Annotated in this window: 23 protein-coding genes; 12 read left to right on the top strand and 11 right to left on the bottom strand. The window is 68.4% G+C overall.

Translation table 11 applies throughout. The features are described from left to right. Positions 1 to 34: 34 nt before the first annotated feature. Positions 35 to 1,411 carry a flavin monoamine oxidase family protein gene (locus tag HWX58_RS13275; protein ID WP_250646255.1) on the top strand — a complete coding sequence of 459 codons (1,377 nt, stop codon included), beginning with the start codon at positions 35 to 37 and terminating at the stop codon, positions 1,409 to 1,411. Here HWX58_RS13275 and HWX58_RS13270 read toward each other — a convergent pair. Continuing rightward, entirely contained in the window at positions 1,371 to 2,069 is a 699-nt protein-coding gene (locus tag HWX58_RS13270; protein ID WP_250646251.1) for a Pr6Pr family membrane protein, read from the bottom strand. The two genes, HWX58_RS13275 and HWX58_RS13270, sit on opposite strands and share 41 nt — an antisense overlap. Positions 2,070 to 2,194: 125 nt before the next feature. Further along, positions 2,195 to 2,782, bottom strand: a complete 588-nt coding sequence (locus tag HWX58_RS13265) for a hypothetical protein (RefSeq protein ID WP_175988504.1) — start codon at positions 2,780 to 2,782, stop codon at positions 2,195 to 2,197. A 124-nt stretch (positions 2,783 to 2,906) separates the two neighbouring features. Between HWX58_RS13265 and HWX58_RS13260 the strand changes: the two genes are divergently transcribed. The 3 genes from HWX58_RS13260 to HWX58_RS13250 are packed head-to-tail and all read left to right on the top strand — an operon-like array spanning position 2,907 to position 6,431. Beyond that, positions 2,907 to 4,088, top strand: coding sequence for a glycosyltransferase (locus HWX58_RS13260; protein ID WP_175988502.1), 1,182 nt, complete (start codon positions 2,907 to 2,909; stop codon positions 4,086 to 4,088). 4 nt (positions 4,089 to 4,092) lie between these two features. After that, the gene (locus HWX58_RS13255; protein WP_175988500.1) at positions 4,093 to 5,292 is read left to right on the top strand and encodes a glycosyltransferase family 4 protein; all 1,200 of its coding nucleotides are present in this window, start codon (positions 4,093 to 4,095) and stop codon (positions 5,290 to 5,292) included. Then, a complete protein-coding gene (locus HWX58_RS13250; RefSeq protein ID WP_175988499.1) occupies positions 5,289 to 6,431 on the top strand; it encodes an AI-2E family transporter in 1,143 nt (380 codons plus the stop codon). The genes HWX58_RS13255 and HWX58_RS13250 overlap by 4 nt, the downstream gene beginning before the upstream one ends. A gap of 60 nt (positions 6,432 to 6,491) precedes the next feature. Here the strand turns inward: HWX58_RS13250 and HWX58_RS13245 are convergent, their stop codons facing one another. Next, complete coding sequence (locus tag HWX58_RS13245; protein ID WP_175988497.1) at positions 6,492 to 6,995, bottom strand: hypothetical protein; 504 nt, start codon at positions 6,993 to 6,995, stop codon at positions 6,492 to 6,494. Between the two features lie 81 nt (positions 6,996 to 7,076). Then, positions 7,077 to 7,769 (bottom strand): NRDE family protein, encoded by a 693-nt coding sequence (locus HWX58_RS13240; protein WP_175988495.1) that lies wholly within the window; start codon positions 7,767 to 7,769, stop codon positions 7,077 to 7,079. 55 nt (positions 7,770 to 7,824) lie between these two features. Here HWX58_RS13240 and coaBC point away from each other — a divergent pair, with 55 nt between their 5' ends. The 5 genes from coaBC (at position 7,825) to HWX58_RS13215 (ending at position 15,004) form a co-directional block, all read left to right on the top strand. After that, positions 7,825 to 9,093 carry a bifunctional phosphopantothenoylcysteine decarboxylase/phosphopantothenate--cysteine ligase CoaBC gene (gene coaBC, locus HWX58_RS13235; protein ID WP_508619504.1) on the top strand — a complete coding sequence of 423 codons (1,269 nt, stop codon included), beginning with the start codon at positions 7,825 to 7,827 and terminating at the stop codon, positions 9,091 to 9,093. A gap of 23 nt (positions 9,094 to 9,116) precedes the next feature. Next, positions 9,117 to 11,264: an ATP-dependent Clp protease ATP-binding subunit gene (locus HWX58_RS13230; protein ID WP_175988491.1), complete on the top strand. Its 2,148-nt coding sequence runs from the start codon at positions 9,117 to 9,119 to the stop codon at positions 11,262 to 11,264. Positions 11,265 to 11,510: 246 nt separating this feature from the next. After that, entirely contained in the window at positions 11,511 to 13,061 is a 1,551-nt protein-coding gene (locus tag HWX58_RS13225) for a Re/Si-specific NAD(P)(+) transhydrogenase subunit alpha (RefSeq protein ID WP_175988489.1), read from the top strand. After that, on the top strand, positions 13,058 to 14,470 hold the full coding sequence (gene pntB, locus HWX58_RS13220) for a Re/Si-specific NAD(P)(+) transhydrogenase subunit beta (RefSeq protein ID WP_284690611.1): 1,413 nt from the start codon (positions 13,058 to 13,060) through the stop codon (positions 14,468 to 14,470). Before HWX58_RS13225 ends, pntB begins: the two co-directional genes overlap by 4 nt. Before the next feature lie 48 nt (positions 14,471 to 14,518). Beyond that, on the top strand, positions 14,519 to 15,004 hold the full coding sequence (locus tag HWX58_RS13215) for a hypothetical protein (RefSeq protein ID WP_175988487.1): 486 nt from the start codon (positions 14,519 to 14,521) through the stop codon (positions 15,002 to 15,004). On the opposite strand, the gene HWX58_RS13210 is transcribed toward HWX58_RS13215, so the two are convergent. From HWX58_RS13210 to HWX58_RS13180, 7 genes are all read right to left on the bottom strand, one after another. After that, positions 14,991 to 15,761, bottom strand: coding sequence for an enoyl-CoA hydratase/isomerase family protein (locus HWX58_RS13210; protein ID WP_175988566.1), 771 nt, complete (start codon positions 15,759 to 15,761; stop codon positions 14,991 to 14,993). The genes HWX58_RS13215 and HWX58_RS13210 overlap by 14 nt on opposite strands. Positions 15,762 to 15,781: 20 nt before the next feature. Then, positions 15,782 to 16,900 carry a 1,2-phenylacetyl-CoA epoxidase subunit PaaE gene (gene paaE, locus HWX58_RS13205; RefSeq protein ID WP_175988485.1) on the bottom strand — a complete coding sequence of 373 codons (1,119 nt, stop codon included), beginning with the start codon at positions 16,898 to 16,900 and terminating at the stop codon, positions 15,782 to 15,784. Next, positions 16,897 to 17,394 carry a 1,2-phenylacetyl-CoA epoxidase subunit PaaD gene (paaD, locus tag HWX58_RS13200; RefSeq protein ID WP_175988483.1) on the bottom strand — a complete coding sequence of 166 codons (498 nt, stop codon included), beginning with the start codon at positions 17,392 to 17,394 and terminating at the stop codon, positions 16,897 to 16,899. Before paaD ends, paaE begins: the two co-directional genes overlap by 4 nt. Further along, positions 17,388 to 18,227, bottom strand: a complete 840-nt coding sequence (paaC, locus tag HWX58_RS13195; RefSeq protein WP_175988481.1) for a 1,2-phenylacetyl-CoA epoxidase subunit PaaC — start codon at positions 18,225 to 18,227, stop codon at positions 17,388 to 17,390. Before paaC ends, paaD begins: the two co-directional genes overlap by 7 nt. Then, positions 18,227 to 18,514 (bottom strand): 1,2-phenylacetyl-CoA epoxidase subunit PaaB, encoded by a 288-nt coding sequence (gene paaB / locus HWX58_RS13190; RefSeq protein ID WP_147038381.1) that lies wholly within the window; start codon positions 18,512 to 18,514, stop codon positions 18,227 to 18,229. Before paaB ends, paaC begins: the two co-directional genes overlap by 1 nt. Next, a complete protein-coding gene (gene paaA, locus HWX58_RS13185) occupies positions 18,511 to 19,497 on the bottom strand; it encodes a 1,2-phenylacetyl-CoA epoxidase subunit PaaA (RefSeq protein WP_250646249.1) in 987 nt (328 codons plus the stop codon). Before paaA ends, paaB begins: the two co-directional genes overlap by 4 nt. A 72-nt stretch (positions 19,498 to 19,569) precedes the next feature. Next, positions 19,570 to 21,030 carry an HNH endonuclease signature motif containing protein gene (locus tag HWX58_RS13180; RefSeq protein WP_175988480.1) on the bottom strand — a complete coding sequence of 487 codons (1,461 nt, stop codon included), beginning with the start codon at positions 21,028 to 21,030 and terminating at the stop codon, positions 19,570 to 19,572. Between the two features lie 714 nt (positions 21,031 to 21,744). Between HWX58_RS13180 and HWX58_RS13175 the strand changes: the two genes are divergently transcribed. From HWX58_RS13175 to HWX58_RS13165, 3 genes are all read left to right on the top strand, one after another. After that, positions 21,745 to 22,548: a MerR family transcriptional regulator gene (locus HWX58_RS13175; RefSeq protein ID WP_175988478.1), complete on the top strand. Its 804-nt coding sequence runs from the start codon at positions 21,745 to 21,747 to the stop codon at positions 22,546 to 22,548. 305 nt (positions 22,549 to 22,853) lie between these two features. Then, the gene (locus tag HWX58_RS13170) at positions 22,854 to 23,882 is read left to right on the top strand and encodes a hypothetical protein (RefSeq protein ID WP_175988476.1); all 1,029 of its coding nucleotides are present in this window, start codon (positions 22,854 to 22,856) and stop codon (positions 23,880 to 23,882) included. Beyond that, positions 23,882 to 24,289, top strand: a complete 408-nt coding sequence (locus tag HWX58_RS13165; RefSeq protein ID WP_175988474.1) for a GntR family transcriptional regulator — start codon at positions 23,882 to 23,884, stop codon at positions 24,287 to 24,289. Before HWX58_RS13170 ends, HWX58_RS13165 begins: the two co-directional genes overlap by 1 nt. Positions 24,290 to 24,523 lie beyond the last annotated feature (234 nt).

Genomic DNA, 24,523 nt, shown 5'->3' with positions numbered 1-24,523 from the left:
ATCGACGCGAGCAGGTAGTCTGGCGCGGGTGAGGATGACGCGTCGCGAACTGCTGGTCGGCGCCGGTGCCGGAGCGCTCGGCGTGCTGCTCGTGTCGTGCTTCCCGGAGCCCGCCCCGACGCCGACGCCCACGACGACGCGCACGCCGTCCCCGTTGCCCACCACCGCCGTTCCCGCACCGGCGGCGAGTCTGCGCAGCTCATGGGCGAGCGACCCGTTCTCCCGCGGCGCCGTCAGCTACACGCGCATCGGCGTGCAGGGCGGCGTGCGCGACCAACTGGCCGCACCGGTCGAGGATCGCGTGTTCTTCGCCGGCGAGGCGACGGATGTCGACGCCCCGGGCACGATCCTCGGGGCGATCCGTTCCGGGGGGAGCGTCGCGATGCGCGTGCGCGCAGCGGCCGAACGGGGTGAGCGGATCGCCGTGATCGGCGCCGGCCTCGCCGGAGCCGCCGTTGCCGCGAAACTCAAGGATGCCGACCTCGAGGTCACCGTCTTCGAAGCCCGCGACACCGTCGGCGGGCGAACGCCGTCGCGCTCCGACGACGCCTGGGGGATGCCGGTTCAGCTCGGTGGCTGGTTGCTGCCCGTGCTCGCCGAGGGCGAGGACCCCGCGCGCGAAGAGCTCGACCTGCCCGAGACGGCAGACCTGCCATCCGCCCTGTGGCGCACCCCCGAAACCGACCTCGAGGCCGTCGACGACGCCCCGCTCGCCGCCGCCATCACCGCCGCCGCCACCGGACCGACCGATGTCTCCCTCGCCGAGGCGCTCACCGCCGCCGGTGCCGACCTCGAGGATCCGAGCCTCGCGGCTCTCCTCACCTATCTCGCGACGACCGCGGGTGCGGATGCCGACGCCCTCTCCTCCTGGTTCCCGCCCGCCCTGCCGTCCGCTGCGCGCCGTGCCGTGATCGGCGACTTCGAGGAGCTGATCCGGGAGCAGCTCTCGGACGCCCAGCTCACGCTGTCGAGCCCCGTGACGCGCATCGCCTACGACGACGCCGGCGTCAGCCTGAGGCTGGGCACCGGCGAATCCACCTCATTCGACCGCGTCGTCGTCACCGTCCCGCTCGGGGTCCTGCAGAACGAGCGGATCGAGTTCTCCCCGCCGTTGCCGTTCGCGCACCGCGGCGCGATCAACGCGCTCGGCATGGGGCACATCGAGAGCATCTGGCTGCGCTACGACGAGCCGTTCTGGGATACCGAGGCCACGCTCTGGCATCTGGCCGGGGGTGATGACGACCAGCCAGTACGCACCTGGATCAACCTGCAGCCCGTCACCGGCGACAGCATCCTCGTCGGCATCCTCGGCGGAACCGCCGCTGAAAAGTTCGCCGAGCTCGACGAACGCGACGCGCTCGTCTCGGCCCTCACGTCGCTGTCGCCGTTCCTGCCTTCCGAGACCGACTGAGCTTCCCCTCGCGCCGCGGCGTTGCACGATCGACCTTCGCCGGGCTGATCCTGCTGATCAGCGCGAGCACGGTCGCGATGAGGGCGAACATCGCCAGGGCGAGACCGCTGGTCACGGCGAACTCCCCGAAACCGCTCACCTGGCGGAGATCCAGGAAGTAGTACGGGTACCAGCCGATCTGCGGACCGCGCCACATCGTCACCCCGCCCCACGCCAGCGGGAACAGCAGGCAGCCCGGCACGATCCACCACGTGACCGCCCGATGACCGGGCGTGAGAGTCCAGACGATCGCCGTCAACGCCGGCAGCCAGAAGTGCAGCACCTGATCCGACCACGGCACATCCACCCGGATGCCGCGCAGCCCCGCCTGCCAGACGATCAGCGCGAACGCGATCCCGGCGGTGATGGTCCAGGTCAGCACCAGAGAGAGCGCGACGCTGAACCAGCGCGGATCGTTCGCCCGGCGCAGCGCCAGCACACCCCCGAAGACCAGCACGACGACGAGGGCGATGTTCGATTCCACGGTCAGGTAGGCGAGGAAGTTGCGCCCGGCGATGGTCTGCGAGCTCAGGCCCCAGAACAGTCGCTGCACCAGTGCGATCAGGCAGACAGTAGCCGTCAGTAGGCGCAGCACGCCGAATGCGACCCGTGATCTCACCGCCTCGCGCACTCCTTCCCGACGCGTGGGAACGTCATCCCGCGAGTCTACGGAGTGGGCCGAAGGGCGGCGAACGCGACGGTCGGCTCGGCCGGTGACAGCGCGGACGGACCTCGTCTCGCGCCTCAGGCGGGCGGCAGGCGCAGGACGTCGGGGCTCTCGCCGCCGGTGAGGTCGTCGGCGATCCGGATGCTGCGCGCGAGGTCGTCGAGGGCGGGGATGAGGGTCCCGAACCGCTCGCGATCCCCACCGACGGCCGTGAGTGTGATCAGGTGGCTGCCCGTATCCCACGTGTACGTCGCGAACGGCGGCTGACCGGGCTGCGTCGGGAACGACATGACGAGCTTCTCGCCGGCGCCGAGCGGTGTGGTGAAGGTCTCGGTGTCGTCGTACTCGATCGGCATCATGGCGCGGGCTCGGCGCACGTCATTCGTGAGCTCCTGCGTGTTCGCCATCGCCACGACGAGCTCGGGGTCGGCCTTCCACGTCCAGACGAGCACACGGCCGTCCGCCCGCTTCATCATCGCGGGCGCGAACTGGCTGATCAGCCACGCTCCGGCGCCGGCGGCGCGGGGGAGAGGAGTCTGGCCGCGCTGCAGGGCCTGGCCCATCAGCATCTTGATCGCGGCCTTGCGGTGGCGTCGCCCCTTCCAGCCGAACGAGTCGGTGACGGGGATCCAGAGCTGCGGGTCTGCGGAGCTGGTGAGGCGCATGCTCACACGGTACCTGCGCCGGCTGTGGGCGGGCCCGGCGGGGGAGCCGGGCCTGCTCAGACCCCTCGGGTAGAGTGGCCAGCGCCCTGATCCGGGCTCCCGCGTAACCGAAGGCTGCATATTCGTGACCTCCCCTGACGCCCCGCTGAAGATCCTCATCGGCTGCGACACCTTCGCTCCCGACATCAACGGGGCCGCACGGTTCGCTGAGCGCCTGGCTGCCGGCCTCGTGCAACGAGGGCACGACGTGCACGTCGTCGCCCCGAACCAGAAGTACCGTCGCACGGCCCCTGCGACCGAGGTCATCGAGGGCGAGCCGATGACGCTGCACCGCCTGCCGTCCGTGCGCTGGGCTCCGCACGACTGGCTGCGCTTCGTGTGGCCGTGGCGCTCCAAGCACTACGCCCGCAAGGTGCTCGACCGTGTGAAGCCCGACGTCGTGCACATCCAGTCGCACATCGTGATCGGCCGCGGCCTGTCGCGCATCGCGCACCAGCGCGGCATCCCGGTCATCGCCACCAACCACGTGATGGCCGAGAACATCCTCGATCACACCACGATGCCGAAGTTCATCGACGACATCGTGCTGAAGCTCGCCTGGGCTGACGCGAAGCGCACGTTCGACCTGACCCGTGCGATCACGACGCCGACCCGCCGCGCCGCCGACTTCCTCGAGCGCACGGTCGAGGTGAAGGACGTCATCCCGGTCAGCTGCGGCATCGACCGCACCCAGTACACCGCGGTCAAGGGACCCCGCGAGAAGAACCGGATGGTCTTCGTGGGGCGCCTCACCGCCGAGAAGCAGGTCGAGGTCATCCTCGATGCCATGACCAAGCTCGATCCGGCTCTCGACGTCAGCTTCGACATCGTCGGCGGCGGCGATCAGCGCAAGAGCCTCGAGCGTCTCACCGGCGAACTCGGTCTCGCGGATCGCGTAACCTTCCACGGTCGCACCACCGACGAGCAGCTGCGCGCGCTCCTCACCCGCGCGAGCCTGTTCGTGATCGCCTCGATCGCCGAGCTGCAGTCCATCGCGACCATGGAGGCGATGGCATCCGGTCTCCCGATCGTCGCCGCCGACGCCGTCGCCCTGCCGCACCTGGTCCACCACGGTGAGAACGGGTACCTGTTCGAACCGGGCAACGCTGACGAGCTCGCCGCGCGGCTGACCGATGTGTTCACGGCCGAGCCCGCGGAGTACGAGCGGATGCAGCAGGTATCCCTCGACGGCGTGATCGTGCACGACATCAACCGCACCCTCGACACGTTCGAGGCGCTGTACCGCGACCAGCCGCTGCCGAAGTAGCCGCATGCACATCGTCTTCTTCGGCGATCAGCACCTCGCATCCCTCGGCGGCGCGCAGGTGTCGATGCGGCTGCAGAAGCAGTACCTCGAGCGCGCCGGCCACACCGTGACCGCGGTGGCCCCCCGGATGCACGGCACAGGCCGTCCGTCCGACCACGATTACGTCGACCTGCCCTCCGTCCCGATCACCGGCGACCGCGAGTACTCGATGTCGTGGCCGGGCCGCCGCACCGACCGCTTCCTCGGTCGTGCGCTGGCGTCGCGGCCGCCCGTCGACCTCGTGCACGTGCAGGCCGACTTCTGGGGCGCGTTCATCGGCCACCGATTCGCGCATCGTCACGGCATCCCCGTCGTCCACACCATGCACAACCGAGTCGACGTCGGCATGGCCGCGGTCACGCCGCTGCACCGCCAGGTGCTCGCGGTGCTCAACCTCTGGCGGCGGCGGACCATGCGCGGCATCGGGACGCCCGTCACGGGACGGGACGGCTGGGCGTTCCTGCGCGGCATCGCCCAGGAATCGAGCGCCGTCACCGCCCCGTCGGGGCATTTCGCGCGTCGCCTCGAGCAGCACGAGGTGTTCCCGCGGGTCGATGTCGTCTGGAACGGGATCGACGACGATCTGCGCACCGAGGTGCTCGCCGCCGTGCCCGAGGGTCGCGCCCCGGGTCGCCCCCGCTTCGTATGGCTCGGGCGCATGAGCCCGGAGAAGCGCCTCCTGCCGTTCCTCGAGGCGGTCGTCGAGTCGCGAGTGGATGCCGAGATCGAGGTCATCGGCGGCGGCGGTCAACTGCGCGCCGCGCAGCGCATCGCCCGCGGTCATTCCGGCATCCGCTTCGCCGGTCGCCTGCCCTACGCCGAGACGCTCGCGCGGATGGCGGCGACGGATGCCGTGGTGCAGACCTCGATCGGATTCGAGACGCAGGGCATGACGCCCTTCGAAGCCGCGACTCTCGGCACGCCCACCGTCGTCAGCGACCCCGACATCGCCGCCGAGCTGCGCGGCGGACTGTGGTCGGTGCCCGACGCGTCGGTGGCCGCGCTCGCCGACACGCTGAACCGCGCAGCCTCCGACATCCGCTCCGGCACCGCACCGATTCCCGACCGCGAGGTCGCCGCGGCCTTCCGGCAGTCGTCGCGGACCGCCGCGATGATCGAGATCTACGAACGCGTGCTGGCCGCCGACGATACGCTGAGCCGATGAGCTCCGACTCGCAGGTCCGCCCCGAGCCGTCCTCCGACCGCGGACTCTCCTCGAGTCTGCGCGTGCTCCTGACGCTCGCGGCGGCGGTGATCGTGATCGCCGGGCTCTCCTTCGCGCGCGAGGTCGTCGGGCCGATCGCGCTGGCGATCGTGATCGTCGTGATCTGCGAGCCCGTGCGGATGCCGCTGATGCGCCGGGGGATGCCGTCGTGGCTGGGGTCGACGGTCGTGATCGCGCTGGCCTACGTGATCCTGCTGGCGATGGGCGCGCTGCTCTGGTTCGCGGGCAATCAGTTCGCCCGACTGGTCGTCGATCTCACCTCTGACGGGCAGGTCGCCCGCCAGCTCGACGTCTTCGTCACCTGGCTCGACGACGTCGGGTTCGGGCAGGAGGCGACGGATGCCGTCACCTCGCTGCTCGCCCCCGCCAACCTTCTGCGGGTGGGGCAGAGCGTCGGCGGTACCGTGATCGCCGTGGCGACAGCCCTGTTCTTCGTGTTCGCGTACATCATCTTCATGGCGGTGGACGCCGCCCGCTACCGCCACGCGCCCGCGGTCTTCGGCGCGACGCGGAGCCACGTGATCGGCCGGATCACCGTCCTCAACCGCGGCATCCGGCGCTACTACGTCGTCAACGCCGCGTTCGGAGCGATCGTGGCGATCATCGACGGGCTGGCGCTGTGGTGGATGGGCGTCCCCGCCCCGATCGTGTGGGCGATCCTCGCGTTCGTGACGAACTTCATCCCGAACATCGGGTTCCTCCTCGGGCTCGTCCCGCCGGCGATCCTCGCCTATGCGGTCGGCGACTGGCCGCTCCTGCTCGGCGTGATCGCCGTGTACTGCGTCGCCAACGTGGTGCTGCAGGTGCTGGTGCAGCCGAAGTTCGTCAGCGACGCCGTGGACCTGAGCCTCACGCTGAGCTTCTTCTCGGTGATCTTCTGGACCTTCGTGATCGGTCCGCTCGGGGCCATCCTCTCGATCCCGCTGACGCTCCTCGTCCGCGCCCTCGTGCTCGAAGGCAACCCCGATGCGCTGTGGCTGCGGTGGGTGAGCGGCGACCGGACGGCCGTGCCGCCTCCGCCCGAACCCGAGCCGGTTCTCGTGCGCCGCCGGCGGCGCCGATGGATCTGGGAGCGCTGACGTCGAGGATGGGCTGATGCCGGCGGTGCCGGGTCAGCCGGCTCTCAGAAGTAGAGACTCTCAGAAGTAGAGGAACGACCCGACGACGGTCGAGAGCCAGCCGAACAGGATGCTGATGATCTGGGCGATGCCGATCCCGACGGCGATCCCCGCGGCGGCGTGCGGGGCATCGACGCGGCGGATCCCGATGAGCCCGAGGATCAGCGCGGCCACCGCCGCACCGAGCGCGAGCAGGGACCCGATCCCGTTCGCGATGCTGTAGGCGCCGAACATGCTGTAGTCGGCCGTCCGGATGAGCACCTGCACCAGGATGCTGGTGACCAGCGAGATCGCCAGCGCGACGAAGCCGAGGATGAGGCCGGTGCGCCCCGCGGGGTTCGCGTTCGCACCCGATGGGGCGCTCTGCATGCTCTGTCCGTTCAGCACGTACCCTGTTGCGGGTTGCCGTGGCGCGGCGTGCTGCGCGGACGGCGGCTGCGCCGGGTGGTGCGGCTGATCGGGGAAGCTCTGCTGCTGCATCTGCGGAACGTACGGCGGAACCTGCGGCTGCTGGGGATCGCTCATGGGGCCGAGCCTATCCGCGGGCGTGTGCCCTGCGGTAGGTGCGGGAGCGGGCAGGACTGCCCTGCGCGACCGTGCTCGGCTTCAGCCCCAGTGGCCGGGCGCGGTGAGGTTCGACTCCTCGATCTCGACGCCATGGTGTCCGATGTCGGCGACGCAGTACAGGAGCGACTGCGTCGGGTAGCCGTGGGGGCGGTTGTCGCGGATGATCGCGGCGTCGTCGGTGGGGTCGAGTTCGGCGGATGCCGCCAGCAGGGCGGTCCAGCGCTCCTGCCACCCGTCGGTGCGGGCGGGGCGCTGACGGAACTCGGGCAGCCACCGGGCGATCCGGGCGGTGGCTGGGTCGTCGAGCTCGTCATGCGCGATCATGTGCACGCCGGTAGGCACGGGAGTCTCGGTGAGGGTCTGCCCATCCCACGACAGCACGCGCGCGGCATCCGGCCCGACCTCGAGCAGGTTGAATCCGTGCATCGGCAGCGGTGCCTCGGGCGAGCGGCCGGCCACGGATTCCAGAGCGAGACTGCCGCGGCTGCGCACCCCGCCCTCCGGCAGATCGAGCACGTCGGCGCGATTGAGCAGGACGGCCAGCCGATGGGCGTCCCGGTCGATCGCGAGCCATGCGCCGCCGGCTCGACGATCACGGATGCCGATGACGCCGGGATACTGCTGCGGCCACCACGGGCCGAGCGAGTCCCATTCGCGCTCCGGGTCCTCGTCCCGCACGGCGAGCAGACGGGAGCCGCCGGGTTCGGCGACATCGATCACGACCGTGCACACGCAGTTCAGCCTACTCACCGTTCAGGTAACGCAAATGGCCCTATCCGAACTGCGGATGCGGTCATTTGCGTTACTTGAGGGTCGACAGGAGGGCAGAATCGAAGCCATGAACATCGTCGTCGGAGTCACGGGCGGCATCGCCGCGTACAAGACGGTGCAGCTCGTGCGGCTGCTGATCAAGGCGGGGCACGAGGTGACGGTCATTCCCACCGAGGACGCTCTGCGCTTCGTCGGGCTTCCGACCTGGGAGGCGATCAGCCGCAACACCGTCACCACCAGTGTCCACGACGACGTCGAGCGCGTGCGGCATGTCGCTCTCGGTCAGGCCGCCGACCTCGTGATCGTGGCTCCCGCCACGGCCAACACGATCGCCAAGATGGCCGCGGGCCTCGCCGACGACCTCCTGGGCACGACCCTGCTCGCAACGACCGCTCGGGTGACGATCGCCCCGGCCATGCACACCGAGATGTGGCGGCACCCGTCCACGCAGGCGAACATCGCCACGCTGCGCGATCGCGGGGTCCACATCCTCGGACCCGCGGACGGCGAGCTCACCGGCGGCGACTCGGGGCCGGGGCGGATGCTCGAACCCGAGGAGATCTTCGAGCACGCCCTCGCCCTCCTCGCGCCGCAGGACCTCACCGGCCGGACGGTCGTCGTCTCGGCCGGCGGCACCCGCGAGCCGATCGACCCGGTGCGCTTCCTCGGCAACCGCTCCAGTGGCCGGCAGGGTGCCGCGCTCGCGGCAGAGGCGGCGGCTCGCGGAGCGCAGGTCGTGCTCGTCGCCGCGAACATCTCCGCCGACGTGCTCGTCGTCGCGCGGCATCCGCAGGTCGAGGTCCGGCCGGTCGGCACGGCCGCGGAGCTCGCCGAGGCGATGCGGGATGCCGCAGCATCCGCCGATGTCGTCATCATGGCCGCCGCCGTCGCCGACTACCGACCGGCCGCCGTGTCGGATCAGAAGCTGACCAAAGAGGACGGAGTTCTCGACCGCATCGACCTCGTCGAGAACGAGGACGTCGTCGCGGGCCTCGCCGCCGCACGCCGCCCCGACCAGATCGTCGTCGCGTTCGCAGCCGAGACCCTGGCCGATCCGGATGCGCGCCGCGAGCGTGCCCGGCGCAAGCGCGACCGCAAGGGCGTCGACCTGCTGGTCGTCAACCGTGCCGACGCCGAGCACGGTTTCGAGAACGCCCACAACGCGGTCGAGGTCGTCGGGGACGGCGGTTCGATCGTCGCGGAAGGGTCGGGATCCAAACGCGATGTCGCTTCCCTGATCTGGGACGCTGTGTTAAACTTGAGTCAACAACGCTCAACTTTATAAGGATCACGTCTGGGAGGGCGCAGATGACAAACCCCGCACAGCAGGAAGAACAGCAGTCCCCGCTCGAGCAGTTCGGCATCAACCTCACCGACCGCGCCCGCCAGGGCAAGCTCGACCCGGTGATCGGCCGCGACAACGAGATCCGTCGCGTCAGCCAGGTGCTCACCCGCCGCACGAAGAACAACCCCGTGCTCATCGGTGAGCCCGGCGTCGGCAAGACCGCCGTGGTCGAGGGCCTCGCCCAGCGCATCGTCGAGGGCGACGTCGCGGAATCGCTGAAGGACAAGGAGCTCATCTCGCTCGACATCTCGGCTCTCGTCGCCGGTGCGATGTACCGCGGGCAGTTCGAGGAGCGCCTCAAGAGCGTGCTCAAGGAGATCACCGAGTCCGAGGGAAAGATCATCACCTTCATCGACGAGCTGCACACGCTCATGGGCGCCGGCGGCGGAGAGGGGTCGGTCGCGGCATCCAACATGCTCAAGCCGATGCTCGCCCGCGGCGAGCTGCACCTCATCGGCGCGACGACCCTCAACGAGTACCGCGAGTACATCGAGAAGGATGCCGCACTCGAGCGGCGCTTCCAGCAGGTGTACGTGGGAGAGCCGTCCGTCGAGGACACCATCGCCATCCTGCGCGGGCTGAAGGGCCGATACGAGGCGCACCACGGGGTCACGATCTCCGACAGTGCGCTCGTCGCCGCGGCCGCGCTCTCGCACCGCTACCTGCCCAGTCGGCAGCTGCCCGACAAGGCCATCGACCTCATCGACGAGGCCATGTCGCGGCTGAAGATGGAGATCGACTCCTCGCCGGTCGAGATCGATCAGCTCAAGCGCCAGATCGACCGGATGAAGCTCGAGGAGCTCGCCCTGAAGCGCGAGAAGGACGCCGCATCCAAGGAGCGTCTCGGCACCCTTCGCGAGCAGCTCGCGGAGATGGAGAAGGAACTCGCCGGTCTGGAGGAGCGCTGGTCGCGCGAGCGCTCGGACCTGAACCGCGTCGGTGAGTTGAAGAAGCAGCTCGACGACGCGATCACCCAGCGCGACCTCGCCATGCGCAACGCCGATTACACCAAGGCGTCCAAGCTCGAGTACGAGACGATCAAGCGCTTGGAGCGCGAGATCGCCGAGGCCGAGAGTGCCGAGGCTTCGGTTTCGTCGGAGGGCCGTATGGTCAACGAGCAGGTCACCGACGAGGACATCGCCGCCGTCATCGCGGCGTGGACCGGCATTCCCGTCGGCCGGCTCCTGCAGGGCGAGAGCGAGAAGCTGCTGAACCTGGAGAGCGAGCTCGGCCGTCGGCTGATCGGTCAGAAGGACGCCGTGCGCGCCGTGTCGGATGCCGTGCGGCGTTCGCGTGCGGGCATCAACGACCCCGGGCGCCCGACCGGTTCGTTCCTGTTCCTCGGTCCGACGGGTGTCGGCAAGACCGAGCTCGCCAAGGCGCTCGCCGAGTTCCTGTTCGACGACGAGCACGCCATGGTGCGCATCGACATGTCGGAGTACGGCGAGAAGCACTCGGTGTCGCGTCTGGTCGGCGCCCCTCCCGGATACGTCGGTTACGAGCAGGGCGGACAGCTGACCGAGGCGGTCAGGCGTCGCCCGTACAGCGTCGTGCTGCTCGACGAGGTCGAGAAGGCGCACCCCGAGGTGTTCGACGTGCTGTTGCAGGTGCTCGACGACGGCCGCCTCACCGACGGCCAGGGCCGTACGGTCGACTTCTCGAACGTCATCCTGATCCTCACCAGCAACATCGGCTCGCCGATCCTCATCGACCCGGTGATGCCGGTGGAGGAGAAGCGCGAAGCCGTGATGGCGCTGGTCCGTCAGTCGTTCCGACCGGAGTTCCTGAACCGACTCGACGACATCGTGATGTTCCAGGCGCTGTCGGAGGACGACCTCGCGCAGATCGTGGAGCTGTCGATCGATCAGCTGCAGCGCCGGCTGCACGAGCGGCGTCTGTCGCTCGCCGTCACGCCGGATGCCCGCTCGTGGCTGGCCGAGCGCGGGTACGACCCGGTGTTCGGGGCGCGTCCGCTGCGGCGGCTCATCCAGACCGAGGTGCAGAACCGGCTCGCCACCGCGCTGCTGTCGGGCGGCGTGCACGACGGCGACACGGTTCGGGTTGACGGCGCAGCCGACGGCTCGGGTCTTGTGTTGACCGCGGAGCGCTGAATCCTCCAACCTGCGCCGAGGCCCCCTCTGGTCGTCGACGCCCCTCCTGAAACACGCGAATCAGGAGGGGCGCAGACGATCAGGAGGGGCCTCGGCGTTTCCCATCCGGCAAGAACTCCAGAACTTTCCGGATCGCACAGGGGAAACAATCTCTTGCGCACCAGCACGCGTCGATAGAGTCTCGTCTCATCCGTGTCGACGGCCGACCGTGAGGTCTGCCCCATCGACGAGAGACAGGAGCAGTGGATGACGCGTATCGGCATCGTGCGTGAGCAACCGGGTGAGACGCGGGTCGCCGCGACTCCCCAGACCGTCGGCGCACTGCGAGGGCTCGGGTACGAGGTCGCCGTCGAGACCGGAGCGGGTGCGGCATCCGCCTATCCGGACGACGCCTACGCGGCTGCGGGTGCGGCGATCGTCACCGCGGATGAGGCGTGGGCGGCGCCGATCCTGCTCAAGGTGAACGCCCCGACGGATGCCGAGATCGCGAGGATCGCGGACGGCGCCACGCTCATCGCGCAGCTCAGCCCGAACCTGCGTCCTGAGCTGCGGCAGGCGCTCGCCACGCGCGGCATCACGGCGCTTGCTCTGGATGCCGTGCCGCGCATCTCGCGTGCGCAGTCGATGGATGTGCTGAGCTCGATGGCGAACATCGCCGGGTACCGCGCTGTCGTCGAGGCCGCGCATGAGTTCGGCCGATTCTTCACCGGACAGGTCACGGCGGCCGGCAAGGTGCCTCCTGCCAAGGTTCTCGTCGCGGGCGCCGGTGTCGCGGGGCTGGCGGCGATCGGAGCGGCATCCAGCCTCGGCGCGATCGTCCGCGCGACGGACCCGCGACCGGAGGTCGCCGACCAGGTGAAGTCGATCGGCGGCGAGTACCTCGAGGTCATCGTCCCCGACGAGCAGAAGGAGGTCTCGAGCGACGGCTACGCCAAGGCCACCAGTGAGGCCTACGACCGCCGCGCGGCCGAGCTGTACAGCGAACAGGCCGCCGACGTCGACATCATCATCACGACCGCGCAGATTCCGGGCCGGGCCGCACCGCGGCTGATCACGGCGGCCGACGTGGCGAGCATGCGCTCGGGCAGCGTCATCGTCGACATGGCCGCCGGGACGGGCGGCAACGTCGAGGGCTCTGTCGCCCGCGAGCGGGTCGTCACCGAGAACGGCGTGATCATCCTCGGGTACACCGACCTTGCCGGGCGGCTGCCCACCCAGGCATCGCAGCTGTACGGCACGAACCTCGTCAACCTGCTGAAGCTGCTCACGCCCGAGAAGGACGGCCGGCTCGTCCTCGACTTCGAAGATGTCGTGCAGCGAGCTGTCACCGTCGTGCGCGACGGCGAGGAGACGTGGCCGCCGCCTCCGGTTCATGTCTCGGCGGCGCCCGTCGCCAAGGCCGCGGATGCCGCGCCCGCTGTTGCCGAGCAGCAGAAGGGCCTGTCGGCCGGTGCGAAGGTCGGCCTCGTCGCCGCCGGCATCGCCGGGCTGTTCCTCGTGAACGCGTTCGCGCCCGCGCCGCTGCCGCAGCACTTCACCGTGCTCATGCTGTCGGTCGTCGTCGGCTTCTACGTGATCGGCAAGGTCTCGCATGCGCTGCACACTCCGCTCATGAGCGTCACGAACGCCATCAGCGGCATCATCGTCGTCGGTGCGATCGTGCAGATCACGACGCCGAGCGTGGTGGTGCAGATCCTGTCCGCGATCGCCGTGCTCGTGGCATCCATCAACATCTTCGGAGGGTTCGCGGTCACCCGCCGAATGCTCAAGATGTTCTCGAAGGGAGCCGAGCGTTGAGCGCCCTGGAGATCTCCGCGTCTGTCGCGGGCGCCGCGTACATCGTCGCCGCGCTGCTGTTCATCATGAGCCTGGCAGGGCTCAACAGGCACGAGTCCTCGCGCGCCGGCGTCGCCTACGGCATGGTCGGCATGGCCATCGCCCTCGTCGCGACCATCTGGGTCACACTGCAGGGAGCGTGGGGTCAGCCGCAGGCCGCCGCCGGTCTCGTACTGCTCCTCGTCGCGATGCTCGTCGGAGCGGTGATCGGACTGTGGCGGGCGAAGAAGGTCGAGATGACCGGGATGCCCGAGCTCATCGCCCTGCTGCACAGCTTCGTAGGTCTCGCCGCCGTCCTCGTCGGGTGGAACGGGCACCTGCACAGCCCGGGCCTCACCGGTGCGCTGGCCGACATCCACCACGCCGAGGTCTTCATCGGCATCTTCATCGGCGGTGTGACCTTCACCGGTTCCATCGTCGCGTTCCTGAAGCTGTCCGGGCGGATCTCGTCCAAGCCCCTCATGCTGCCCGGCAAGAACGTGCTGAACCTCGGCGCGATCGTGGTGTTCATCGCGCTGACCGTCTGGTACGTCATCACGCCCTCGCTCGTGCTGCTCATCGTCGTCACGGCGCTCTCGCTCGCCCTCGGCTGGCACCTCGTGGCGTCCATCGGCGGCGGCGACATGCCCGTCGTCGTCTCGATGCTCAACAGCTACTCGGGTTGGGCCGCCGCCGCGGCCGGCTTCCTGCTCAACAACGACCTGCTCATCGTCACCGGTGCGCTGGTCGGATCGTCGGGTGCCTACCTGTCGTACATCATGTGCAAGGCGATGAACCGGTCGTTCATCTCGGTGATCGCCGGCGGGTTCGGCATCGCCGCACCCGCTTCTGATGATGTCGATCACGGCGAGCACCGCGAAGTGGATGCCGCGACCGCTGCCGACATGCTCGCGAACGCGTCGACCGTCGTCATCACCCCCGGCTACGGCATGGCGGTCGCGCAGGCGCAGTACCCCGTCGCGGAGCTGACGCAGAAGCTGCGCGATCGGGGAGTGGACGTGCGCTTCGGCATCCACCCTGTCGCCGGGCGCCTGCCCGGGCATATGAACGTGCTGCTCGCCGAGGCCAAGGTGCCGTACGACGTCGTGCTCGAGATGGACGAGATCAACGACGACCTGGCATCCACCGCCGTCGTCCTCGTGATCGGCGCGAACGACACCGTCAACCCGGCGGCCGCCGAGGACCCCGGCAGCCCCATCGCCGGCATGCCGGTGCTGCGCGTCTGGGAGGCCGAGAACGTCATCGTGTTCAAGCGGTCGATGGCCTCCGGATACGCCGGCGTGCAGAACCCGCTGTTCTTCCGCGAGAACGCGCAGATGCTGTTCGGCGACGCCAAGGAGCGCGTCGACGACATCCTGCGGGCGCTGTAGCCGGGCGCGTCCCGCCGCGCCCGGCGCGGGGAAGCTACGCTCGGGGCCATGAACTTCTCGGGCAATCGGTTCGTGCGCGTGTTCCACTGGATCGCGCCGGTGCTGCTGACGTTCCTCGTCGTGTTCGGGCGCGGCTTCTTCGGCGCACCGATGGGGTGGATGGCGCTGATCGGCCTGTTCGTCGGTCCGTTCGTGATCCTCGCGATGTACATCGCGCCGATCGTGGTCGTCTTCGACCGCGACGCGAGAGCGGCGCGCAGCACCCGGCTGTTCTACGACATCGCCAGCTGGGTGACCTGGGCGGCGCTGCTGGTGATGATGTTCACGCTCGAAGACGGCGGGGATGCGCCGCCGTTCGGCTCGGTGCTCTCCACGTGGGGCTGGATGAGCAGCGAGGCATCGTCGAACATCTTCGCCGTCGCGCTGATCATCGCGTTCCTCGGCTGGGTCGGGACGATCGTCACCGCGATCATCGGGGTCGTCGACTCCCGCCAGGGAGGGCGCATCTCCACCACGAGTGTCAGTCCCCGGTGAACTCCGGCCGCCGCTTCTTCTGGAACGCCGCGAAGCCCTCGCGGTAGTCGGCGGTGTCGCGCAGGGCCGCCTGGTTCGCGTTCTCGGTGGCGACCGCATCCCACAGCGCGAGGCGCTCGTCGCGCAATCGGGCCACGAGGCGCTTGCTCGCGAGGAACGCCTGCGTCGCGCCGGCGGCGGCGCGGGATGCCGCATCCTCGGTCGCCTGCCGAACCTCGTCCGCCGGCAGCACCTGCGAGAACAGCCCGGACTGCACGGCCTCGGAACCGCTCATGAGCCGGCCCGTGTAGATGAGGTCGAGGGCCTTGTGGGCGCCGAGCCGCTCGTAGAACAGCGCATGCCCGCCGGAGTCGAGCGTCGCGCCGAGGGCCGCGAACGGTGAACCGATCTTCGCGGTGTCGGCGACGTAGACGACGTCAGTGGCGATCAGGAGGCCGAGGCCGACGCCGAGGCACGCGCCGTGCGCGGCGGCGAACGTGGGGACGGGGAACGCAGACATCTTCTGCAGCAGCGGAGTCACGAGGCCGCCGAGGAAACCTGTGACGTCATCCGTGGCGGGATCGACGCCGGCGATGTCGCGGCCCGCGCAGAAGCCAGGTCCCTCGCCGCGCAACACGAGTGCGCGCACGCGGGCAGTCGAAGCATCGTCGTACGCGGCACTGAGATCGGCGAGCGCCTGCGCATCGAGCGCATTGCGCTTCTCGGGGGCATTCAGCACGACGCGGGCGATGCCGTCGCTGATGGTCAGGTCGATCATGGTCGCTCCGGTCTGCTGCATCAGGCGTCGTAGTCGACGACGACTCTCTCGGTGGTCGGATGGGACTGGCACGTGAGCACGTAGCCGCGTTCGAGCTCATCGGGCTCGAGTGCGTAGTTCTCGGTCATCCGCACCTCGCCTTCGAGGAGGCGGGCGCGGCAGGTGCCGCAGACCCCTCCCGCGCATGCGAACGGCACGTCGCCGCGGACGCGAAGCGCGGCATCCAGGATCGCCTCGTTCGCCGGGACCGGCGACTCGACCGTCGATGAGAGGCCGTCGAGCGTGAACTCGATCGTCCGCACCTCGTCGCCCTTGTCGATCACGACGGGGCGGCCGCGATCGACCCGCTGTCCGTCGGCGTCGCTCGTGAAGAGTTCGAAGCGGATGCTGCCGGCTGGAACGCCGCGCCGTTCGAGCATCTCGCGGCAGAGCGCCACGAGCTCGAAGGGCCCGCACAGGAACCACTCGGTCACACGTGCAGGTGGGAGCAGCCCGTCGAGGATCGCGTCGAGCTTCTCGGCGTCGATGCGCCCCGACAGCAGCGGTGCCGTGCGCTGCTCGCGCGAGAGCACGTGGTGCAGCGCGAGGCGCGACGGGTAGCGGTCCTTGAGGTCGGCGAGGTCGTCGAGGAACATGACGTCCTGCGTGGCGCGGTTCGTGTAGACGAGGCTGAACTGCGCGGTCGGCGAGGATGCCAGCACGTGAGCGGCCAGCGCCATCATCGGCGTCACACCCGACCCCGCGGCGATGCCCGCGATGTGCGCGTGATCGAGGTCGGGGAGGGTCGTGGTGAACGTGCCCTCGGGGCTCATGACGTCGATGCGGTCGCCGGGCCTGAGGTTCTCGTGCGCCCAGACCGAGAACAGTCCACCGAGGTCGCGCTTGATGCCGACCGAGATGCGCCCGTTCCCTGAGCCTGTCGAAGGGGCCGGCGGCCGGCAGATCGAGTAGCTGCGGCGCACCTCATGACCGTCGACGTGCGCGCGCAGCGCCACGTACTGCCCCGGCAGGTAGTCGTAGTCGCCTTCCAACTCGGGAGGGACCGCGAAGGTCACCTCGATGCTCTCAGTGGTCAGCGGCCGGACCTCGGCGATCTCGAGTTCGTGGAACCGCCCGCGGCGGCGCGTCCTCGTCGTCATATCGTTTTGAAGTGGTCGAAGGGCTCGAGGCACGCGCGGCACTCGTAGAGGGCCTTGCACGATGTCGAGCCGAAGCGGGAGACCTCGCGGGTGTCGATCGACCCGCAGCGCGGGCACTTGACGGCAAGGCGCAGCCGGACCGGCCCCTGAGCCAGCGCCGCGCGTCCCGACGGGGGAGCGATGCCGAACTCGGTGAGCTTGCGCTTTCCGGCATCCGTCATCCAGTCCGTCGTCCACGCCGGCGACAAGGTGGTGCGCACCTCGACGTCGTCGAAGCCGGCCGCCGTGAGAGCGAGGATCACGTCGTCGCGCATGGTGTCGAGGGCGGGGCATCCGCTGTAGGTCGGCGTGAGCGTGACGGTCACGCGCTCGCCGTCGACGGTCACGTCGCGGAGCACGCCGAGGTCCTCGATCGTGAGCACGGGCACCTCGGGGTCGGTCACGGTCGCAGCGACGGCCCAGGCCGCCTCGCGCCGAGTCGCCGTCGTCACCATGTCGCCCCCGGATGCTGCCGGGCGAGCACCTGCATCTCGGCGAGGATGCGCGCGAGCGCGGGGAAGTGGCTGCCGCGGCGCCCGCCGGCCATCGACGGATTCACGTCGGGGACCACGAGATCCGCTTCGGCGAAGACGGCGTCGATCGCGGCGTCGAAGGCTGCGCGAAGCGATGACGGACGCGCGGCGATGGCGCCCAGCCGGTCGATCAGCGGTTCGTCGCGGAACAGCTCCTCGACGTACGGCCACACGTCGGTGACGGCGCGGATCATGCGTCTTCGCGATTCGTCGGTGCCGCCGGCGAGGCGCAACGTCCACTGCACCGCGTGATCGCGGTGGTAGTCGACCTCTTTGAGCGCCTTCTCGGCGATCGCGGCGAGGGTCGCGTCGGTCGAGCGGCGCAGTGCCGAGTACAGCTCGAAGAGATAGGCGGATGCCGCGAGCTGCCGCGCGATCGTCTGGGCGAAGTCGCCGTTCGGCTGCTCGAACAGCCAGGCGCTGCGGAAGTCGGGTTCGTCGCGGAAGTACGCCAGGTCGTCCTCACTGCGCCCGTCGGCGGTCCCCGCGTAGCGGAGCAGCGAGCGGGCGTGGCCGAGGAGGTCGAGGGCGATGTTCGCGAGCGCGACGTCCTCTTCGAGCTCGGGAGCGCGCGCGATCCACATGCCGAGCTGCTGCGACAGGATCAGCGCATCGTCGCCGAGCCAGAGCGCGTACTCGGCCACATCGGCGGTTGCGACCGCGTCTTCGCTGCCGGCGAGTTCGGCGCTGAGGTCGAGCTCGTCGACCGTGACGGCGCCGTGCGGGTCCGGTCCCTGAGCCTGTCGAAGGGTCATCACAGGTGCGGCACCCCCTCGGAGGCGGTGTAGTACACGGCGTGACGGTAGTTCTTGCCGGCGGGGCTCTCGAAGAACGAGCCCTTCGCGTCGGGGTCGCTGGCGGTGATGGCATCCGACGGGACGACCCAGATCGACGTGCCTTCGCCTCGGCGCGTGTACAGGTCGCGGGCGTTGCGGACGGCGAGCTCTGCATCCGGAGCGTGCAGCGAACCCGCGTGCACATGGCTCATGCCGCGGTTGGCGCGGACGAACACCTCCCACAGCGGCCAGGTCTCCTCACTCATGCGGCCACCCCGGTTTCCGATCCCTGAGCCTGTCGAAGGGTCGTCTTGCGCGCGTACTCGGCCGCGGCCTCGCGCACCCAGGCGCCGTCTTCGTGCGCCTCGCGCCGCGCACGAACGCGCTCGGCGTTCATCGGTCCGCGTCCGGCGAGCACCTCGAAGAACTCGGTCCAGTCGATCTCGCCGCCGACGTACTGCTGCGCCTCCTCATCGAAGCGCAGCTCGGGGTCGGGCAGGGTGACGCCGAGCACCTCCGCCTGGGGCACGAGCATCCCGATGAAGCGCTGACGCAGCTCGTCGTTCGAGAAGCGCTTGATGTTCCAGGCCATCGACTGCGCCGAGTTCGGGGAGTCGCCGTCGGGCGGTCCGAACATCATGAGCGACGGCCAGTACCAGCGGTTCACGGCATCCTGTGCCATCTGGCGCTGCGCGACCGTGCCCTGCATGAGAGTCAGCAGGATCTCGAAACCCTGCCGCTGGTGGAAGGACTCCTCCTTGCAGACCCGCACCATGGCGCGGCCGTAGGGGCCATAGGATGCTCGGCACAGCGGCACCTGGTTGCAGATCGCGGCGCCGTCGACGAGCCAGCCGATCGCGCCCATGTCCGCCCACGTCGGGGTGGGGTAGTTGAAGATCGACGAGTACTTCGCCCGGCCGGTGATGAGCTGGTCCGTCATCTCGTCGCGGGTGATGCCGAGCGTCTGCGCGGCGGAGTAGAGGTAAAGACCGTGGCCCGCTTCGTCCTGCACCTTCGCCATGAGGATCGCCTTGCGCTTGAGGCTCGGGGCGCGGGTGATCCAATTGCCCTCGGGCTGCATGCCGATGATCTCGGAGTGCGCGTGCTGGCTGACCTGACGGATGAGGGTCTTGCGGTAGGCATCCGGCATCCAGTCGCGCGGCTCGATGCGCGAGTCCGCGGCGATGATCTCGTCGAAGCGGCGCTGCTCGGCGGTGATCTCTTCGGTGCCGATCTCTTCCTCGGTCACGGCGACTCCCTCGTCTTTACTGACCGTGCGTTCAGTAATTCTCTCACATCCGAGGGAGTCGCGCATCGTCGCCTACCCGGCCCGTTCTCGTACGCGGGGGCGCGGGACTCCAGCTGGACGCCAGTGTTGCTTGCTGTCCCACCATGCCGGCCCCCGGATCTCGGGGACGCCGTCGCGAATGCGGATCCGCCATTCGGACAGGTGAAGGTTCCGGTGGTGCCACCAGCACAGCAGAACACCGTTGTCGGTGTGGGTCGGGCCGCCGTCGGCGTACTCGGTGACGTGATGGATCTCGCACCAGGACGCCGGGACGGTGCACCCCGGAATGACGCAGCCTCCGTCACGAAGAGTGATCGCCCGGCGCTGCAGGGCGTTGAAGATGCGGGCTGTGGTGCCGAGGGCTGCGATACGGCCGTTCTCGTCGAACATGACCCGTTGGATCCCGCCCGCGCATCCGGTCTGCGCGGCGATGCGGGACGGGATGCGGTCGCCGGTGTTCAATACGGTCGCCCATCCACGACCTGATGCGTAGTCCTCGGCGCTCACCGTGACGACAAGGGTGGGCGCGGCGCCGCCGAGGTCGGGGAACTCTCCTGCACGTGCGGCAGCGTTCACGATCATCGCGAACGCGTCGTGCTGTTTCTGGGCGCGCGTGCGTCGATCGATCTCGGCCACGGTGAGTACATAGCCGCCGGGCGTAACGACATCGTCGGCGCTGTCTTCGAAGCGCACGCCGGTGGTCGGATCGTCCGGTCCGTCGACGCGCGGGTTGAGGATGCTGTCCTGCAGCAACTGCAGTTGCCCGGCGACTTCGGGAAGGATATTGCCCCGGATCGGAACGCTGCCGTCGCGCTCGCGTCCGATGATGAAGCTGCGGGCTCTCGCCCCGGCACTGTCGGACGGCTCGGCGCCGTCGGGGTCGAGGTACGCGACGAGGACGCTGGACAGGAGCCTGAGATCCTCGGGCGCGGGCAGCGGACCGGAAGCGACGGCTCGGCCCTCGTCGTCGCGGATGGTCCCGCGGGCGAGGTCTGCGAGCTGCCGGTCGGCCTCGAGCCGGTCGTCGTCGAACATCCGGTCGCGGGACTGCTCGAGGGGCTCGATCGCAGCCAGGAGCCCGGCGGTGCCGATTGCTCCCGACACCATCGCCGCACGCAGTTCGGGGTACCGGGCTGGTACGAACTCGCCGCTCGACATGCCGCGGATCCGGCTCGTCAGCCGAGCGGCCTTCACGACACGGTTCGCATCACGCGTCTCGGTGCGGGTCAGCGCCCGAACGAGGTCGACGGGCCGGTGCCATCCGTACTTCGCGGTGATCTTGTCATCCCGCATCGGCGCCGAGCGCTCCAGCACCTGCACCGACGCCTCGACCTGGAGCGCCTCGAGTCGCTTCTGAAGACGCCCGCTCGCCTCGAGAAGCGCCGCGATCTCCGCGTCGAAGAGGTCGGGAATCTCTTCCCGGTCGAACGCCTCGCGGCTCGCCTCGGCGAGAGACCTGTCCAGGTCTTCGAGGCGAGCGACGATGCTGTGCATACCCCTATTCAACAGGGGGCCACCGACATTCCAGCCTGAAAGACTGGCCGATCAGAGGACTTTTCCCGATCCCGTCCTTCGCGCTGGCGACCGGGCAGACGCTGCCCCGAATCGTGGGGCGCCGACTGGGCGCGCACGCCCGATTGCGTGACGGGCCAGTCGGCTTCTGCACAGCGAGCGCGCGATCGCTGCGCTCCTTGAGGTGGGTGCGCGCGAACGCGACGCAGAACTTCGATCCCTGCCTCGGACATGCCGATTCCCCTTTGGTCAGCTGGAATCACCCGCGTTGACGCCTGATGCGCCAGCGTCCATGACGGCGTGGAGCCGTGGCCATCTACACTCGCCGAAAACGATCCTTTTGGCGCGACAGCACTCGCCACGTCGTCGGCCCTGCCGGTAACGTCGGTCGTAAGTCCCAATCGGCAGAGGGTTTCGGCTGATTGCCCACACCTGGAGGCGGTTTTCGGCAGATGTGCACAACGACGCGACGGCCATAGGGAATCGCCTAGCGACCAATCTCGCCCCGAACGAGCGCCGACTCACTGCTGGGCGCGGCGCAGCGGCCACGGGCTACGCGACGCCCGTCGCGGTTCGGCTGGCGCTACGCACCAGGTGGCGTCGATGTGACGTCTCGTGTATCCAGAGGGCAGACATGACGCGGGAATCCAGGACGATACTTGACTCTGACACTGTGGAAGGCGAGAGAACTGAGACATGTTATCCATAGGAGCCTTCGCGCAGGTCGGCCAGGTGACCCACCGGATGCTGCGGCATTGGGACACCGCTGGTCTGCTCGTACCAGCTCACGTGGACGAGTACAGCGGCTACCGTTCCTACGATCCCTCGCAACTTGAACGCCTGCATCGGATCGTTGCACTGCGGCAACTCGGCTTCGGTCTCGACGACATCTCGTCGATTCTTGAGCGCGGAGTCGACGCGAACCGCATCGCCGCTCTGTTGCGTATCCGTCGCGCTGAGGTCGAGCAGGAACACCGCATCGCTGCTGACCGACTCGTTGACGTGGAACGGCGGCTCCAACTCATCGAGAAAGAGAACCACATGTCCCAGATAGAGATCGTTGAGAAGTCGCTGCCCGCTGTCCGCCTGGCCGCCCGCCGGGTAGTCGTCGCAGATCAACCTGAGGTCGCAAGCGTGGTGGGTCCCGCGTTCGATGCCGTTTCCGAGATCATCGGCGATGAGTGCGGGTCTCTGACGACGCCGATCGCACAGTACGAGACGATCGAAGACGGTCTGCAGGTCATCGCCGGCTACGCCTACAACGGACCCGTCCGCGACGGCTTCGAAGTTGTCGACCTGCCCGCCGCTGAAGTAGCCGTCTGTGGCATCCATCTCGGTTCCATGGATCACATCGCCGAGAGCTGGCAAGCGATCCACGCTGAGGTATTTGCTCGAGGGCTTGTTCACGCAGGGCCGTGTCGGGAACTCTATGTCCGGGCGGTCTCGGAAAACCAATCCGATTGGGTGACGGAGTTGCAGCAGCCTGTTCGTCGCAGCTGAAGACCGTCTATGACGAACCCGCATTCCCTCTGGCTGTTCTCATCAGGGCGGGTCATGTTCGCTCGCCGAAAACGATCGTTTCCGGTGGGGCCACGTGCATCATGCCGGGTCGGTCGCCACAAACGTTCCCCAGAACCACGATTCGGCAGGGAGTTCCGGCTGACTCACGCCACGTCAGCCGTGGCGTGAGTACGCACTCGTGTAGGCGATGACGCCAACCTCGGCTGGTCGGTCTTGTGCTACCTGCATGGCACAACTTGTGATAGACATGTGGCACAACTTCTGATGGAGGCGACATGTCACGGGTGAGCATTCTTTCCCTAAGCCCTGCCGAGCTCATTGGCGCGGTGTTCTCGACGCCGCTGGTCTCGTTGGCCATAGCCTTTCTCATCGCTGGTCTCAGCCTTGCAATGTCTAGGGACGGACGCGCAGGCAAAGCGGCTGCGGGACACGCGGATACTGCGACCCGATCTCGTTACGCGCCCGAACGTCGAACGCTCGGGGCGACAGCGATCGCTGTTGTGATCCTCTTTGTTGTTGAGAGTGTTGTTCGCGGCTACGTTTTCAACACGGCGGACGTTGTCTCATGGTGGCGATTCGCGTTCCCATTGTTCTGCGCGGCCATTGGAATCATCGTGCTCCTCGTGCTCGTGGTAACCCGCGGGAAGGCGCTGCCCGAGGTTCCTGTCGCGAACGCGCGTCGGACGTGGACGACGTTCGGTCCGCAGAGGGGCATCGTCGCGGCGTGCGTCACCCTCGCGGCGCTTGTAGCCACAACCGTCTCGGCGGGGCTGGCGTCATCGCCGGATGATCGCGGCCGATACATCTGGCTTGTGGTCCCGGTGCCGAACGAGGCGGACATCGATCCGGTTCGTCACTGGTTCTATGGGTGGGCATATGGAGTGCCCGTGCTCATCTGCTTGGCGTTGCTTGGAGCAGCGACCTGGACCGTGCTGCATTACAACGCTTCGCGCCCCTATGTCCGGCCGGAAACGGTCATCGACGAGAAGAGCGCACGTCGCGAGATCGCCGCGGGTGCCGTGAACGTTGCATTGGCCGGGATGCTGATCGCCCTCGCGGGCGCGTGGCGTTTCATCGCCCGGGCAGGCTCCGGATCCCAGCTCATCATCAATGGCCAGAACGACGGGGAACCCTACGACATGACCTGGCGGTATGCGGAACTCGCTGCTGCGGGCGGGTGGATCGCACCCATTCTCGAGATCATCGCGTTCGCCCTGTTGATTGTGCTCGCTGTCCGCGTCTTCCGCAGGCCGAAGGGCGAGCCTTCCGGAAGCCAAGACGAACTCACGACGACCGACGCATCGGCGCTGTGATGGCGAACACAGTCCCGGCGTCCGCCGACGAGGGCAGCCCGACCCTTGATATCTACCGTCAGTTCCGAGGCCTCATCGTCTCGGGACAACTCGGCGCTAGCGAGCGTCTGCCGACGGTGAGGCAAACCGCCAGCGACTTCGGAGTAGCCCCCGGAACCGCAGCCAAGGCCTACAAGATGCTTGAAAGTGACGGACTCGTCGTCACACGCACCGCTGCCGGCACCCGCGTCGCCGACGCTGCAGCGCAGTTACCTCAAGCGGTGATCCGGCACATCCGTGATCTCGTTACCGCGGCGCAATCATCGGGCGCTCAGGTCAACGACGTCATAGATGTCTTTCGTGTCACCTGGCAGACATACAGCGGCACCGCCGACCATGCGACAGCCCCCAGAACGGAAGCGCCATGAACCGGCGGTACGAGGGCGTTCATCCCGCAGCGCTCTCGCTGCCACCGACATTTCGCGTCGATATCCCGTTGTCTGCGCTCCAACAGCCCGAAGCCCAGCAAGCTCCTGTGCTTTCGTCCGCAGATTCTTGACCTTGACGCCATGAGTCTGCCGAAAACGATCGTTTCCGGCAGCCTCGTCGACGTCGACGAGCAGGTGCGCGACACGCCGAGAAATGATCCGCCGAAACCCCCT

Source organism: Microbacterium tenebrionis (assembly GCF_903645325.1).
Lineage (GTDB): Bacteria > Actinomycetota > Actinomycetes > Actinomycetales > Microbacteriaceae > Microbacterium > Microbacterium tenebrionis.
Note: the sequence above shows the minus strand (reverse complement) of the source record. Positions and strands in the feature narration are given on the sequence as shown.